At 73.1% G+C, this 15369-nt stretch carries 12 protein-coding genes; 4 read left to right on the top strand and 8 right to left on the bottom strand.

Annotation, left to right across the window (positions count from 1 at the left end; genetic code table 11):
• Positions 1-29: 29 nt before the first annotated feature.
• The 7 genes from ACBJ32_RS15435 to ACBJ32_RS15465 form a co-directional block, all read right to left on the bottom strand.
• On the bottom strand, positions 30-644 hold the full coding sequence (locus ACBJ32_RS15435; RefSeq protein ID WP_375127282.1) for a class I SAM-dependent methyltransferase: 615 nt from the start codon (positions 642-644) through the stop codon (positions 30-32).
• Positions 645-696: 52 nt separating this feature from the next.
• Positions 697-3294, bottom strand: a complete 2598-nt coding sequence (locus ACBJ32_RS15440) for a PEP/pyruvate-binding domain-containing protein (RefSeq protein ID WP_375127283.1) — start codon at positions 3292-3294, stop codon at positions 697-699.
• Between the two features lie 76 nt (positions 3295-3370).
• Complete coding sequence (locus ACBJ32_RS15445; protein WP_375127284.1) at positions 3371-4291, bottom strand: alkaline phosphatase family protein; 921 nt, start codon at positions 4289-4291, stop codon at positions 3371-3373.
• 122 nt (positions 4292-4413) lie between these two features.
• Positions 4414-5187, bottom strand: a complete 774-nt coding sequence (locus tag ACBJ32_RS15450; protein ID WP_375127285.1) for a sugar phosphate isomerase/epimerase family protein — start codon at positions 5185-5187, stop codon at positions 4414-4416.
• A 174-nt stretch (positions 5188-5361) separates the two neighbouring features.
• Positions 5362-6354: a LacI family DNA-binding transcriptional regulator gene (locus ACBJ32_RS15455; protein WP_375127286.1), complete on the bottom strand. Its 993-nt coding sequence runs from the start codon at positions 6352-6354 to the stop codon at positions 5362-5364.
• Positions 6355-6709: 355 nt separating this feature from the next.
• On the bottom strand, positions 6710-7903 hold the full coding sequence (locus ACBJ32_RS15460; protein ID WP_375127287.1) for a hypothetical protein: 1194 nt from the start codon (positions 7901-7903) through the stop codon (positions 6710-6712).
• 185 nt (positions 7904-8088) lie between these two features.
• Positions 8089-8655, bottom strand: a complete 567-nt coding sequence (locus ACBJ32_RS15465; RefSeq protein ID WP_375127288.1) for a TetR/AcrR family transcriptional regulator — start codon at positions 8653-8655, stop codon at positions 8089-8091.
• Between the two features lie 84 nt (positions 8656-8739).
• Here ACBJ32_RS15465 and ACBJ32_RS15470 point away from each other — a divergent pair, with 84 nt between their 5' ends.
• The gene (locus ACBJ32_RS15470) at positions 8740-9471 is read left to right on the top strand and encodes an SDR family NAD(P)-dependent oxidoreductase (RefSeq protein ID WP_375127758.1); all 732 of its coding nucleotides are present in this window, start codon (positions 8740-8742) and stop codon (positions 9469-9471) included.
• Between the two features lie 79 nt (positions 9472-9550).
• Here the strand turns inward: ACBJ32_RS15470 and ACBJ32_RS15475 are convergent, their stop codons facing one another.
• On the bottom strand, positions 9551-10942 hold the full coding sequence (locus tag ACBJ32_RS15475; protein WP_375127289.1) for an LCP family protein: 1392 nt from the start codon (positions 10940-10942) through the stop codon (positions 9551-9553).
• A gap of 347 nt (positions 10943-11289) precedes the next feature.
• On the opposite strand from ACBJ32_RS15475, the gene ACBJ32_RS15480 reads away from it, so the two are divergent.
• The 3 genes from ACBJ32_RS15480 (at position 11290) to ACBJ32_RS15490 (ending at position 15327) form a co-directional block, all read left to right on the top strand.
• Positions 11290-12018 (top strand): hypothetical protein, encoded by a 729-nt coding sequence (locus tag ACBJ32_RS15480; RefSeq protein ID WP_375127290.1) that lies wholly within the window; start codon positions 11290-11292, stop codon positions 12016-12018.
• Positions 12019-12079: 61 nt separating this feature from the next.
• Positions 12080-13243 (top strand): thiolase family protein, encoded by a 1164-nt coding sequence (locus tag ACBJ32_RS15485; RefSeq protein WP_375127759.1) that lies wholly within the window; start codon positions 12080-12082, stop codon positions 13241-13243.
• Complete coding sequence (locus ACBJ32_RS15490; RefSeq protein ID WP_375127291.1) at positions 13240-15327, top strand: 3-hydroxyacyl-CoA dehydrogenase NAD-binding domain-containing protein; 2088 nt, start codon at positions 13240-13242, stop codon at positions 15325-15327. Before ACBJ32_RS15485 ends, ACBJ32_RS15490 begins: the two co-directional genes overlap by 4 nt.
• Positions 15328-15369: the final 42 nt, after the last annotated feature.

Below are 15369 nucleotides of genomic sequence, written 5' to 3' on the forward strand. Positions count from 1 at the left end.
CCATGCGCGAACGGCCGCGCCGCTTCCCGCTACTCCGGCTTGTCCCACACGAGCAGGTAGCGGCGCAGCAGCAGGCGGCGGAACCGGCAGCCCGGCAGCACCCGGCGGGCCAGCCGTCCGGTCTCGCCCCAGGACAGGACGGGGTCCATGGCGGGCACGGCCCTGCCGGGGCCGGTCTTGGGGCCGTTGCGCAGGCGCAGGGCGCGGGAGGCGATCTGGCCGGCGCCGCTGATGATCCAGTCGAGCGGCGAGCGGTTCCTCGCCAGGCCGATCACCACCAGCCGGCCACCCGGCGACAGCAGGCGGGTCAGCGCCTCGGCGGCCTCGGTGAAGCCGGCGTGGTGGATGACCGCGACGGCGCTGATGAAGTCGTACTTGCCCTCGGGGAGCAGGCCGCGCGGGTCGTCGAGGTAGTCGGCCGTGACGAACTCGACGTTGTCCAGGCCACCGTGACGCTCGCAGGCCATGGCGACCGCCTCGGGGGCGCGGTCGGCGGCGGTGACGTGGGCGGCCCGGGTGGCCAGCTTGCTCGCCAGCAGCCCGTCGCCGCAGCCCACGTCGAGTGCCCGCTGGCAGCTCGCGGGCATGAGCTTCATGACCAGGCGCTGGTAGTGGACGTTGTGGTTCCAGTACGGCACTGACACGTGATCACGTTAGCGCCGGGGTTCGCGTCAGCGCCTGGCTTCTGGCGATTTGTCATGATTTTTCGGTGATTGTCACTGTTCCGGCGGCGCCGTTCACCGTGATCTGCTGGCCCGAGGTGATGCGGTGGGTGGCGTCGGGCACGCCGACGACGGCCGGGATGCCGTACTCCCTGGCCACCACCGCGCCGTGCGACATCGCGCCGCCCATCTCCATCACCAGGCCGCCCGCCGTCAGGAACAGCGGCGTCCAGCCCGGGTCCGTGGAGGGGCAGACGAGGATCTCGCCCGGCTCCAGGTGGGCGCCGATCGGGTCGAGCACCACCCTGGCCACGCCCGTGACCGTGCCGGGCGAGGCGGCGCTGCCCGCGAGCGCGCCCTGCGCGGCGGGCTCCTGGAGCGCCTCGGGTTCGGTTCCGTCGGAGAGCAGCACCCTGGGGACGTGCCTGCGGCGCCGCTCCTGCTCGTACGTGGCCCGCCGCTCCGCCACCAGCTCCCGCAGGTCACCACCCGCGAGCGCGGCCCTGGCCTCCCTCAGGTCCAGGAAGAACACGTCCCCGGCCGCGTCCAGCACGCCCAGGCCCACCAGGTGCTCCCCCACCACGAGGAGGCTGCGCCGGACCGCTGCGAGCGTCTTGACCAGGTAGAACTTGGGCAGCTCGCGCAGCCCGGCGTACCGGCGCGTGCGTCCGAGCCCGAAGCGCACCACGGCGGCCCGCCACCGGCCCCCGCGCCGGGCCCCACGCCGGGCCCTGGCCGCCACGTGCGCGATGGTCGCGCGTGCCTGCCTGGCCCCGTCGGCGAACTGCTCGGAGGGGGACAGCCCCTTGTCCATGCGCAGGTAGTTGGCCAGGACGCCGAGGATGTGGCCGGGCTCCTCCGACCATCGCGGCACGCCCAGGTCGATCTCGGCGACGCCGCGGTGACCGTACTTGTCCAGGAACGCGGCGATCTCGCGCTGGGCGACCGGCGGGAGCCCGCCCTCGCGGTAGCGGGCGGCCAGCTCGGGCACGGACAGCTCCCTGAACGGCTCCGGCTCGATGCGGGTGGCCAGCTCCCACAGCTCCAGGTCCATCTCGGTGGTCGGGTTGTGGGGCAGGCTGCGCAGCACGTCGCTCATCTCGGGCACGGGCACGCCGGAGAGCCTGGAGGCCAGCGCGAACAGGCCGTAGCCGGTGATCACGGTCGGCATGATCGTGATGATCAGCGGGAAGGTGCCGGCCAGGACGCGTTCGGCGTGGTCCAGGCGTTGCTCGGGAGTCGCGGAGCCGGGCACCCTGAGCCTGCCGTCCAGCGTCTCGCCGAGCCGGACGGTGGCGGCCACGGCCCGGTCCGGCCTGGTGAGCGCCGTCAGGACGCGGCGCGGCAGGCGGAGGTTGCCGGCGAACCTGAACAAGCCCCGCAGGAAGGGCCGCAGGGACGTGCGCGCCGGAGTCAGGCGGGGGTCCTCGAAGAGCCGTTCCATGACGCCCACGGCGCGGGCCTCGCCGAGCGTCAGCATGCGCGGCAGGAGGGCGCGGCCGGGGCGGCTGCGTACGGCGGTGGTGAGGTCGAGCCAGAACCGCTCCCCCGACACCGTCACGAAGCCGGCCCCGCCGAGGGGGTCGGCGGGCCGGTGGCCGGCCAGGCCCGCGCCGCCCGCGCTGATCACCCGGAACGCCGACTGCCCCATCGGCGTCAGCGGCCCCATGACGCCTTGCACGACGTTGAGCGAGAAGTACACCCGCAGGCCCGGCCTGGTGTGCTCGGGCAGCGGGTAGAGCGTGGTGATCGGCCTGGCCTGGGTGAGCCAGAGCGTGCCGTCGTGGTCGATGGCCCATTCGGTGTCCTGGGGCGCGCCGTAGTGGGCCTCGACGCGGGCGCCGAGGCCGGCGAGCTCGCGTACCTCGTCGTCGGTCAGGCACAGGCCCTGCCCGGCGGTCTCGACGCGTTCGGTGCCGCCGCCGGGCAGGGCGCGGACGGCCAGCCGCTTGTCGCCGGCGTGGCGTTCGAGGATCCGGCCGTCGTGGACGCGGAAGCGGTCGGGGTTCACCGCGCCGGAGACCACGGCCTCGCCGAGCCCGGGGCTCGCGTCGATCACGCTCTCGCGGCGCCGGCCCGTCACCGGGTTGGCGGTGAACATCACGCCCGCCACCCTGGCGTCCACCATCTCCTGGACGACCACGGCGAGCCGGACGGCGGCGTGGTCGATGCCGTTCGACTCCCGGTAGGCGACGGCGCGGTCGGTCCAGAGCGAGGCCCAGCACCGGCGTACGGCCCGCACCACCTCCTGCGCGCCCACCACGTTCAGGAACGTGTCCTGCTGCCCGGCGAAGCTGGCGAACGGCAGGTCCTCGGCGGTGGCGGAGGAGCGCACGGCCACGGGCACGTCGTCACCGAGCGCCTCGTACGCCGTCACGATCGCCTCGTGCACGGCCTCCGGCACCGACGCCTCCATGAGGTGCCGCCTGGCCCGCTCGGCCAGCCCGTCCCCGCTGGTCCCGCCGCCGACGCGCAGGCCCTGGGCGACCTGCCGGTAGGCGTCCGTGGTGAGCACCCAGCCCCGGGGCACCGGCAGGCCCGCCCTGGTCAGCTCGCCGAGGTTGGCCGCCTTGCCGCCCACTTCGGCGAGCATGCCCGCGTCGATCTCGGAGAAGTCCAGGGCCGTCTTCATCGCGCGTACTCCTGCCGTTCGGCGTCCTGTCACCCCAGTGTTCCGCGTTCCGGCCAAGAATTCAACACTTGATGAATCACAGGTCCAGCGGGGTGCCGTCCAGGTCCCACGCCGGGTCGGCGGGCACGCCGAGCGCGGCCAGCGCCGTCGGCCCCACGTCCACCAGCCGGGGCGCGGCGAGCGGGCGCCCGCCCAGGTCCTCGCCCAGGCGGCCGGCGATCACGAAGACCGTGCGCTCCTCGTCCGAGGTGCCGCCGTGCCCGCCCTCGTCCACGTGGCCGTGGTCGGTGGTGACCAGCACCGTCCAGCGCTCGCCGGGGTAGGAGGGGCGGGCGCGGACCGTGTCGAGGAGGCGGCCGAGGTAGGCGTCCTGGGCCTGGAGGGCGGCGGCGTACTCGGGGCAGTGGGGGCCGAGGTCGTGGGCCACCTCGTCGGTGTCGCCGAGATAGACGAAGGTCGCGTCCGGGTCCTCCTCGGCCAGGTGACGCTCGGCGGCCTCGGCGACCTGCTTGTCCGCGGCGGCCCAGCCGACGGCGTACCCGTCGAGGACGAACCGGTGGTCGATCGCCGGGCCGAACGCGCCGTGCTCGGCGAGGGCTGCCCAGGAGAAGAACGCGGAGGTGGTCAGGCCGGGGCGGGCGGTCTTGACGCGCGACAGGAAGTCCGGAAATTTCTGGAACTGCGGGCTTTCGAAGCCGTTGTCCACGACACCGTGCTTGTCCGGCCAGACCCCGGTGGCGATCGACGACCAGCCGGGGCCGGAGTCGGTACGCGACCTGATCACCCGGCCGCCGTCGCCCGGCTCGGGGGTCTTGGGGACGACCTCGCCCGGGGATTCCGTACGGGGTGTCCCGGCTTCGCCGTAGGGGAGCTTGCTGGTGCCGTACGCGCCGGTGGACATCAATCCGGCCAGGACGGGGGCGTCCAGGGCGAGCAGCCGGTCGAACCTCAGCCCGTCCATGCCGACGACGAGCACCTTGCTTCTAGATGCGGACATCCCCCCATCTAAGCGGTGAAACCACCGCAAAGCGCGATCCGCCACACCGACCGCCCGCCAGGGGCGCGCCGCGGGGCGCGGGCGCCCACGCCGCGGGGGTTACGGTGCGAGGCTCGGCGCCGTCAGGAGGTGAAGCGCCGCACCCACTCGGCGGCGCCGGGCAGGATCTCCTCGACCGGGGCCACCTGCGGATACCAGGTGCGCTCCCACTCCAGCGACACCCACCCGTCGAACCCGGCCGCTCGCAGCAACTCACCCGCCTCGTCCAGCGGCACCGAGCCCGTCCACATGGGGACGGGGGTGGTGTCCTGCGCCGAGACCGCGTCCTTGACCTGCACGCAGTCCAGGTACGGCGCCAGCGCCGCCAGCGTCCGCGCCGGCGGCTCGCCGTGCCGCCAGGGGTGCAGCAGGTCCCAGATCGCACCGGCGGTCCCGGGGCAGTCGGCCTCGGCGAGCAGCGCGGCCACGGCCTCGCCGGTCGCCATGCGGTCGTGCGTCTCGACGAGCACGCGGCGGCCGAGGTCGCCGGCCGTACCGGAGACGGCCTTGAGCCGGCGGGCACCGGTGGCGACGTCGTCGCCGCGCGGGAACACCCGGACGCCGGGCGCGCCGAGGTCGGCGGCGAGCCGCAGATCGGCGAGGAGCGCCTCGATGACCGGCTCGTCCGGGCCCGGCTCGCAGATACCGGCATAGCCGGCAAGAGCCGAGATCTCCAGCCCTGCCCGCTCGACGCGCTCCCGCACCGAGGCCCGGCCCGCCGCGTCCAGGCTCGCGTGCACGCCGGTGTCCGGATGCAGCCGCAGCTCCAGCCCCTGGCAACCGTGCCCGGTCGCGATCTCGATCGCCCTGTCCAGCCCCTCGCCGGGCATCCCCAGCGTGCTGACCGCCAGCTTCACGCCATCCTCCACATCACGTCGTCAGGGTTCCCGCTCCGGCCGGCCGACCCCGCCGGCCTCGACGGAGCGAACATGGGCGCCAGGCGGCCGGTGGACGGCGCGCCTCCACGCGGCACCCCTGTGGACGGCGCGCGTCCACGCGCACGCCGGTGGACGGCGCGCCTCGCGGAGGTGTCAAGCCATTCTCCTGACGCTCTCCCGCAGCACGACCTCGCCGGCGACCTTCTCGACCACGACCGGCTCGTCCTCGTTCAGCGCCAGCTCCAGCGCCCGCGCCCCCATGTCCTTCAGCGGCAGCCGGACGGTCGTCAGCGCGGGCACGTGATCACGCAGCGTGACGATGTCGTCGAAGCCGGCCACCGAGACGTCCTCCGGCACCCTGACCCCGCGCTCCCGGTAGGCCGCCAGGGCACCGACCGCCATCACGTCGTTGACGGCGAACACGCAGGTCGCGTCCCTCACCTGCTGGGCGGCGGCGTGGCCGCCGTCGCGGTCGAACGGGCCGTGGATGATCTGAGGGGCGGGCAGCCCGAGCTCGTCGAGGGCCTCGGCGAAGCCGGCGCACCGGTCGGCCGCCGTCACCAGGTGCGGCGGGCCCGCGAGGACCGCGAACTTCGTGTGGCCGAGCTCCGCCAGTGCCCTGGCCAGCTCGGCGGCGCCTTCCCTGTTGGCGGGTGCGACGGTGTCGACGCCGAGGAGGTCCTGGCCCACGCAGGCCGCCCGGCCGCCGCCCGCCTGGTAGCGGGCCAGCTCCTCGCGCAGGCGCTTCGTGACGCCCTGGTCGGCGACGCGGGAGCCGACCAGCAGGACCGCGCGGACGCGCTGGGCGTGCAGCGTGGCCAGGTACGCGATCTCCTGCTCCGGGTCGCGATGCGTGGTGCCGACCATGACCAGCAGGCCCTCGGTGGCAGCCGCCCGCATCGCTCCGTCGGCGAGGGCCGCGAAGTAGGGGTCGGTGAGGTCGTGCACGACGATGCCGATGACGTTGCTCGCCCCGCGGGCCAGCGTCTGGGCGGCGATGTTGGCCCGGTAGCCGAGCTCGTCCGCGGCCCGCTCGACGCGCGCCCGCAAGGCCGCGCCCACCTGGCGGGTGCTGCCGTTGAGCACCCGCGAGGCGGTCGCGAGCGAGACGCCCGCCTGCTTGGCGACGTCTTCAAGCGTGACCACGAGACCTCCCGGAAAGCGGTTTCCAAGTCTGCCAGACCGGCACCTGGATCCGCATCCTGCCACGCCCGCGGCCCTGGGGACAGAACGTCCCGTCCCGGCGACGGAAGCGGCCCGTCACGGGGCGCCCGGCAGAGGGATCAGGACCGGTTCGCGAGGCACGTCCGGGTGGGGCGGCGCCGGGAGGGGCGCTCACGGAACGAGCGAGGGCGAGGTGGCGCCGGCCGGGGCGCCGCCGGCGGGCCGCCCTCAGGTGAGACCGCCGGGCGCAGCGCCCGTGAGCCCTCGCGCGCCCGGCCCCTCCCATCCAGGAGAAAGGCCGGGCGAGGAGCCAGGCGTGGGGCCGGGCTGCGGCGGGTCAGGCCCAGGGGAACAGGATGTCGAACAGGCCCTTGCGCTCCTCTTCCGTCGGCGCGGGAGCCGGCGCCTGGGTCGTGGCCGGAGGCTGGGTGGCCGTCGAGTCACCCGAGTCGCCCGTGTCGTTCGTGCTCTCCTGCTGCTTGTTCGTCGCGGACGAGGAGTCGCTGCCGCCGTCGTCCTGCCCCCGGGAGTCCGCGGTGTCGTTCATCGTGCCCTGCGGCTCGCGGGTGGGCTTGCGGGTCGGCTCGGCGGTGTTCCTGTCGCGGGTGGGCGTCGGGCGCGGCTCGGCCTCGCGCGTGGGGCGGGACTGCTCCTGCGTCGGGGCCGGGTTTGCGGACTCGGTCTCGGTCGGCTCGTCGGTGACCGAATCCGTGGGGTCGGGGGTTTCCTCCGCCGCCTCCTCGACCGGCGTGCCCGCCGGGTCGGCGGACTCGGACGGCGAGGTGACCTCGCCCGCGCTGGCGCACTGGACGCCCGCGCAGGGGTCGTCGGAGGAGGTGCCCGTGAGCATCCAGCCGGCGCCCACGCCGACCAGCACCACCGCGGCGGCCGCCACCAGCAGCACCCTGGTGCGGCGCCGCACCTCCCCCTCGCCTCCGGACGAGCGCCCGTCGTGGGAGTCGCCGGAGTCGTCGGTCCAGCCCGAGCCCAGGAAGCCGCGCTTGGGCCGCTCGTCCTCCTGGTCGTCGTCGCGGGCGTAGCTGCGGTCCAGCGGGAGGTAGGGGTTGTCGTCGTCGTCCTCCACCCGGTGCGGCCCGCTGTGGTCGGCGAGATCGTCGTAGGTGGCGCCGGTCCGGGCGTCGAGCGACCCGCTCAGCTCGTCGTAGGCGCCGGCGCGCGTGTCGTGCGGCCCGCTCAGCTCGTCGTAGGCGGCGCCACCCGGTACGTCGTGCGGCCCGCTCGCCCCGCTCAGCTCGTCGTAGGAGGCGCCACTCGACCCGTAGGAGCCGGCCGCGCCCAGCACGTCGTGCGGCCCGCTCTGACCGCCGAGCTCGTAGGAGGAGGCACCGAGCAGCGGGTCGGCGGACAGCACGTCGCGCGGCGGGACGGGGTCGTCGAGCACGTCGCGCGGGGTCTCACCGATCAGCTGCGGCTCGCTCCTGCCGGGCGGCAGGATGTAGGTCTCGTTGCCGACGACCTGGATGGCGGGTTGCTCGTCCGTGTCGTCGGTGCTCCACCGCGGAGAGAGCACGTCACCCGTCATCTCCGGGTTTAACGACTTACCCTGCCCGTCCTCGTATGGCCTGTCGTTCTCGTCGCGTGCCACGGTGGAACCTCTCTAGTACGAATAGTAACCGCGCCCCTTCCTACCACTACTTGTCCGGAAATTTCACTTGTTTCCCTAAAATCACTCTGAGTAACAATCGCACCAGAGTGTCACCGGCCGAGCACTCCCGTGAGCAATGCGTCGAGCGCCGACCTCACCCGTTCGACCGCCACCCCGCACTCCCTGAGCCGGTGGGCGAGCAGCGGCGCGGCGAGCGGCGCCAGCAGCGCGTCGGCCAGGCAGTACGCGTCGGCCTCCGGCCGCGCCAGCCCGATCAGCATGACCAGGTGCGCGTGATAGGCGTCGTACGCGCCGCCGAAGCGCGCCATCGGCCCCGCCGTCTCCGCCATCAGCAGCAGGTCGAGCTGCTCGACGGTCCGGTCCGTCAGCGCCCGCAGGAACGCCCGCGCGCGTTCGGCGGGCTCCGCCCCCGGGCCGAGCGGCGGCGGCCCCTCGACGAACGCCGCCTGGAACTCCCGCTCCCGCGCGTCGATCAACGCGTAGGCCAGCCCGGAACGGTCGCCGAAGCGCCGGTAGAGCGTGCCCACCCCGACACCGGCAGCCGCCGCCACCTCGGCCATGGACAGGCCCTGCACGCCTTGCGTGGCCACGATGGCCTCCGCCGCGGCGAGGATCTTGGCGCGGTTGCGGGCCGCGTCGGTGCGCTCGCGTCTCACGATCACATCCTCGCATCGCTTGCATCCGGAATGTGTTCCGCTTAGTGTCAGAAGCGGAACATATTCCGTATAAGGAGGACCATGATGACGAGAAGAGTCGCCCTGGTGACCGGTGGCAGCAGGGGTATCGGCGCGGCCGTCGCGCGGCGGCTGGCGGGTGACGGCTTCGACGTGGCGATCACGTACCGGAGCGCGGGCGACCGGGCCGCCGGCGTGGCGAGGCAGGTCGAGGCGGCGGGCGGGCGCGCGCTCGCCGTGCGGGCCGAGGCCGCCGACGCCGACGCGCTGGTCGCGGCGGTCGAGCGGACGGTGCGCGAGCTGGGCCGGCTCGACGTGCTGGTGAGCAACGCGGGCATCGCGCCGTACGGGGCGCTGGAGGAGGTGACGCTGGCCGAGGTGGACGAGCTGCTGGCCGTGCACGCGCGGGCCTCGTTCGTGCTGGCCCAGGCGGCGGCGCGGCACATGGAGGCGGGCGCGCGCATCGTGCTGATCGGCAGCAGCCTGGCCGAGCGGGTGCCGTACGCGGGCTGGACGGCGTACGCGATGAGCAAGTCCGCGCTGATCGGCCTGGCCAAGGGGCTGGCCAGGGACCTGGGCCCGCGTGGCATCACCGCGAACGTGATCAACCCCGGCTCCACCGACACCGAGATGAACCCGGCCACCGCGCCGGAGGCCGGCGAGGAGCGGCGGTTCACCGCGCTGGGCCGCTACTGCGACCCCGAGGAGGTCGCCGCCGCCGTGTCCTACCTCGCGGGCGAGGGCGGCCGGGCCGTCACGGGCGCGTCGATCCCCGTGGACGCGGGCGTGACGGCCTGAGCACCGCTCCCCGTGCACGCGGGCGTGACGACCCGAAGGCCACTCCCCGTGCACGCGGGCGTGACGGCCCGAGCGGCGATCACTTGCACGGGTCCGTGGTGCTGTCGACGACCTTGTCCTTGAGCGCGTCGGGGATCGCCGACTGGACCCGCACCCCGGGCCAGTCCTTGCCGATGACGAGCTGGATGACCGGCCCGTTGGGCTTCCGCGCCGGCGGGGTCTTGAGCTCGTACGGCTGCGACGTGACGGCCTTGACCTTGCCCTGCACGGGCGTGCGCTTGTCCTTCGACAGCCGCGCGGCCACCGCGTCACCGTAGGCGGGGCCGTCCTGGGCGTCCTTCCTGGCGTACCGGATCGTGGTGGTGCCGGTCGTCGCGGCGTTGCCGACCTGCGTGACCACGAACCCCTGGCCGGCCAGCGCGTCCGCCACCTGGAGGGCCTTGCCCTGCTCGCCGGTGCCGTTGAGCACCTGCAGGCGCACCTGCTCGTGCTCGATCTTGGGCGCGCTGGACTTGCCGGGGCCGGGGCTGGTCCTGATGTCGGTGTCGTTGCGCACGGCCTCGAAGAAGTCGCGCGCCGCAGGCTGGGCGAACTGCACCCTCGCCTTGTTCTCCGGATACGGCTCCACCGGCACCGTGATGCCCTTGAGCTCCTTGGCGGTCAAGCCGCTGACGCTCCTGGCGATCTCCAGCATGCGGTCGAGGCCGAGGCCCTCGTCCACGGTGACGGCCTGGGTGGCGGCCCGCAGGAAGGCGTCGAGCTTGCCGGGGTCGGTGAGCAGGCCGCCGCTGGTGACCTTCTCCATCACCTGGGTGAGGAAGATCTGCTGGCGCTCGATCCGGCCCAGGTCGCTGCCGTCGCCCAGGGAGTACCTGGTCCGTACGTACCCCAGCGCCTGCTCGCCGTTGACCACGTGCTTGCCGGCGCCGAGCACGAACTTGGCCTCTTTGTCGTCGACGGGCTTGGGCAGGCAGATCTCGATCCCGCCGAGCGCGTCGATGATGCCCTTGAAGCCGGTGAAGTCCACCTTCACGAAGTGGTCGATCTTGATGTTGGTGAGGGATTCCAGGGTCTTGATCGTGCAGTTGATGCCGCCGTCGTTGAAGGCGGAGTTGATCTGGCGGAGGCCGCCGGGCAGCACGGCCCCGTTCGTGCCCTCGCAGTCGGGGACCATGACCATCGAGTCGCGCGGGAAGCTGATCATGGTGGCGGAGTCCCGGTTGGGGGCGATGTGCAGAACCATGATCGTGTCGGTGCGCTCCCCCGCCCCCACGGTCGTGGCGCCGTACTTCTTGTTGTTGCCCTCGCGGGAGTCGGAGCCGACGAGCAGCACGTTGAGCGCGCCGGTGTCGGGCGGGCGGCTCGCGCCCGGATCGATGGGCAGGCGCGGGATACGGTTGTCCAGGTAGCGGTAGTAGCCGTACGCGCCGAGCGCGACGGCCACCAGCACCAGCGTCAGCGCCACGCTCACCCAGCCGAGCGGGGTCAGCGGGTTGCGCCGGGGCGTGGATCGGCGCGTGCGCGGGGGGCCCGAAGCCGGCGTCGGGGTCCTGGGATGCGGAAGCGGGGCGACACGCCGCCCCGGACCGCCTTCGTTCCGCCGTTCTCTCACGCGGTCCACCCCTTGCGCCATGATCGCGAAGCATAGCCACAAATCGGTATACGGAAGATAAGTACTGTCATCTCGGCTTGTTCGCCTGTTCATCATCAGCGAGACGATGGCCTCATGGATAGTCCCCTCTCACCCGGAGCGAGGGCTCCATCCAAAGCGCGGGAATGCGGGGCGTCGCCACGTACGGTGACGCCATCATGACGGTCATGCTGTTGACCGAGATGGCCCCTCCCCCGGGCGCCCAGGAGATGGCCGGGCTGCGCGCCAGGGCCAGGGCGGCCCGGCGCGGCGCGCTCGTGGCGCTCACCGCCTCGATCGCGCTGCTGACCACCGTGCAGTTACTCGCCGATCGGGCCGCGACCAGGGAGCAGACGCTGCCGCTGGCCGTGCTGTCCCTGGCGCTCTTCGCCGTCGCCCTGCCCGTGATGGCGATCACCCAGTACGCCTGGGGCGCGCGCGCCCGCCTGGTGCGCCGCCGGGAGCGGGAGCTGTACGCGGCGGCCCGCTCGGGCAGGGCACGCCCGCTGACCCGGCTGGCCGTGGCCGGCTGCTGGACGGTGACGCTCCTGCTCGGCTGGACCGTTCCGCGCTTCTTCCGCGAGGCCGCCCTGCACGCCTTCGCCGACACCCTGAGCTGGGCCGTCGAGGCGCTGTCGGTGATCAGCGTCGCGGCGGCGGTGTTGTTCCTCCTGTGGTGGGCACGGGACGCGGTGGGGATGCTGGCGCGTGCCCTGCGCTCGGGCGGATCACCTGGCGATCCATGGGACCCCGGCGGCGGCACGCGTCCCGGAGAGGGCGCGGCGCTCTGGACGGGCGCGGCCGTGGCGGTCGTGGCCCTGCTCGGAGCCCGCGCCCACCTGTGGGAGCCGGCGACGGGCGTCGTCTACGCGTTGCTCACCGCCGCCCTCGTCTGCGGGATAGTTACTGACGAGTAGCATGGGCACGGAACCCCTTTCAGCAACGAGGAGCGAATCCGTGCCTTCCTCTCGTGACGTCGTGTTCGTCGACGGCGTACGCACGCCTTTCGGCAGGTCAGGGCCGAAGGGACTGTACGCGGAGACCCGCGCGGACGACCTGGTCGTCCGCGTCATCCGCGAGCTCATCCGGCGCAACCCCCATCTGCCGCCCGAGCGCGTGGACGAGGTGGCCATCGCCGCGACCACGCAGATCGGCGACCAGGGCCTGACCATCGGCCGCTCGGCCGCCGTGCTGGCCGGGCTGCCCAAGACCGTGCCCGGCTACGCCATCGACCGGATGTGCGCGGGCGCGATGACCGCGGTCACCACGGTCGCGGGCGGCATCGCGTTCGGCGCGTACGACGTCGCCATCGCCGGCGGCGTCGAGCACATGGGCCGCCACCCGATGGGCGAGGGCGTCGACCCGAACCCGCGCTTCCTGTCGGAGAAGCTGGTCGACCCGAGCGCGCTGGTCATGGGCATGACGGCGGAGAACCTGCACGACCGCTACCCGACCATCACCAAGGAGCGCGCCGACGCGTACGCGGTGCTCTCGCAGGAGAAGGCCGCCAAGGCGTACGCCGACGGCAAGATCCAGCCCGACCTGGTGCCGACCGCGATCAGGACGGCGGAGAAGGGCTGGGGCCTGGCCGTCGAGGACGAGGCGCCCAGGCCGGGCACCACGATGGAGGGGCTGAGCGGGCTCAAGACGCCGTTCCGCCCGCACGGTCACGTCACGGCCGGCAACTCCTCCGGCATCAACGACGGCGCCACCGGCTGCGTCGTGGCCGCCGGGGAGGTCGCCGAGGAGCTGGGGCTGGCGCCGAAGATGCGCCTGGTGTCGTACGCCTTCGCGGGCGTGGACCCCGAGGTCATGGGCGTCGGGCCGATCCCGTCCACCGAGCGGGCCCTGCGCCTGGCGGGCCTCGGCATCTCCGACATCGGGCTGTTCGAGATCAACGAGGCGTTCGCCGTCCAGGTGCTGGCCTTCCTGGAGCACTTCGGCATCGCCGACGACGACCCCCGCGTCAACGCCTACGGCGGCGCGATCGCCTACGGGCACCCGCTCGCCTCCTCCGGCGTGCGGCTGATGACGCAGCTCGCCCGGCAGTTCGGCGAGCGTCCCGACGTGCGTTACGGCATCACCACCATGTGCGTCGGCATGGGCATGGGCGGCACCGTGATCTGGGAGAACCTGGCATGAGCAACATCGAGACCTGGCGCGCGCTGCTCAGCGAGCGCAACACCGACGAGGTCGTCACCAAGGCGCTGGTGCGTGACGTGCAACTGCCTCACGGGGCCGGCACGATGGCGCTGATCACCCTGGACAACGGCTTCGACCACACCAAGCCCAACACGTTCGGCCCGCACGGCCTGTTCGCGCTGAACGGGGCGCTGTCGGAGATCGCCCAGCGCACCGACCTGGTCGCGGTGGGCGTGACCGGCAAGCCGTTCATCTTCGCCGTCGGCGCCGACCTCAAGGGCGCGGCCGCCGTGACCTCGCGCGAGGAGGCGCTGGCCATCGGCGCGCTCGGCCACCACGTCTTCCGCAGGCTGGGCGAGCTGCCGATCCCGTCGTTCGCGTTCGTGAACGGCGCGGCCATGGGCGGCGGGCTGGAGATCGCGCTGCACTGCACGTACCGGACGATCTCGTCGGGCGTGCCGGCGGTGGCGCTGCCGGAGTGCTTCCTCGGCCTGGTGCCGGGCTGGGGCGGCACGCAACTGCTGCCCCGCCTGATCGGCCCGGCGAACGCGGTCAAGCTCGTCATCGAGAACCCGTTGTCCAACAACCGCATGATCAAGGGCAGGGACGCGTACGAGCTGGGCGTCGCCGACGCGATGTTCGAGCCCGCCGACTTCCTGGAGGAGTCGCTGCGCTGGGCCGCCCGCGTGGTCAACGGCGAGGTCACCGTGGAGCGCGAGGAGCACGACGGCTGGGAGAAGGCCGTCGCCGACGCCCGTTTCCTGGTGGACATGAAGCTGCGCGGCGCCGCGCCGGCCCCGTACCGGGCGCTGGACCTGATCGCGCAGGCCGAGACCGCCACCCGCGACGAGGGCTTCGCGGCCGAGGACGAGGCGCTGGCCGACCTGCTCATGGGCGACGAGCTGCGGGCCGGGCTCTACTCCTTCGACCTGGTGCAGCGCCGCGCCAAGCGGCCCGCGGGCGCGCCGGACAGGTCGCTGGCCCGCAAGGTCACCAAGGTCGGCGTGGTGGGCGCGGGCCTGATGGCCTCGCAGATGGCGCTGCTGTTCGCCCGCCGCCTGGAGGTGCCGGTCGTGCTCACCGACCTCGACCAGGCCAGGCTGGACAAGGGCGTCGGGTACGTGCACGCCGAGGTGGACAAGCTGCTCGCCAAGGGCCGCGTGTCGCAGGACCAGGCCAACCGGCTCAAGGCGCTGGTGACCGGCTCGCTGACCAAGGACGCCTTCGCCGACGCCGACTTCGTGATCGAGGCCGTGTTCGAGGACATGGCGGTCAAGAAGCAGGTGTTCGCCGAGGTCGAGGCCGTGGTGTCGGCGGAGTGCGTGCTGGCCACGAACACCTCCTCGCTGTCGCTGACCGAGATGGGCGCGGGCCTGGCCCACCCTGAGCGGCTGGTCGGGTTCCACTTCTTCAACCCGGTCGCCGTCATGCCGCTACTGGAGATCATCAGGGGCGCCTCGACCGACGACGCCACGCTGGCCACGGCGTTCGCGGTGGGCAAGTCGCTGAAGAAGTCGTCGGTGCTGGTCAAGGACGCCCCGGCGTTCGTGGTCAACCGGCTGCTGACCTGCTTCATGGGCGAGGTCGTGGCGGCCGTGGACGAGGGCACGCCGCTGGAGACGGCCGAGCACGCGCTCGACGGGCTCGGGCTGCCGATGACGCCGTTCGCGCTGCTGCAGCTCGTCGGCCCGGCGGTCGGCCTGCACGTGGCCGAGACGCTGCACGAGGCGTTCCCCGACCGCTTCGGCGTCTCGGAGAACATGGCGAAGCTGGTCGAGTCGGGCAAGCCCGGCGTCTACCGGCCGGACTTCACGCTCGACCCGGAGGCGGTGGCCCTGTTCGAGGGCGGTGCCTCCCCGTCCACCGCCGAGCAGGTGCGCGAGCGCGTGCTGAAGGCGCTGGCCGGGGAGATCCGGATCATGCTCGACGAGGGCGTGGTGGCCGCGCCGCAGGACATCGACCTGTGCATGATCCTCGGCGCCGGCTGGCCGTTCCACCTGGGCGGCATCACCCCGTACCTGGACAGGACGGGCATCGCGCAGCCGCGCTTCCTGGCGCCGGGCGTGGCGTCCGTCCCCGCCTGACTTTGCGGACTCTTTGAGGAGGTCCTGACCGGACCTCCTCAC

This window comes from Nonomuraea sp. GTA35 (assembly GCF_041950525.1).
GTDB lineage: Bacteria > Actinomycetota > Actinomycetes > Streptosporangiales > Streptosporangiaceae > Nonomuraea.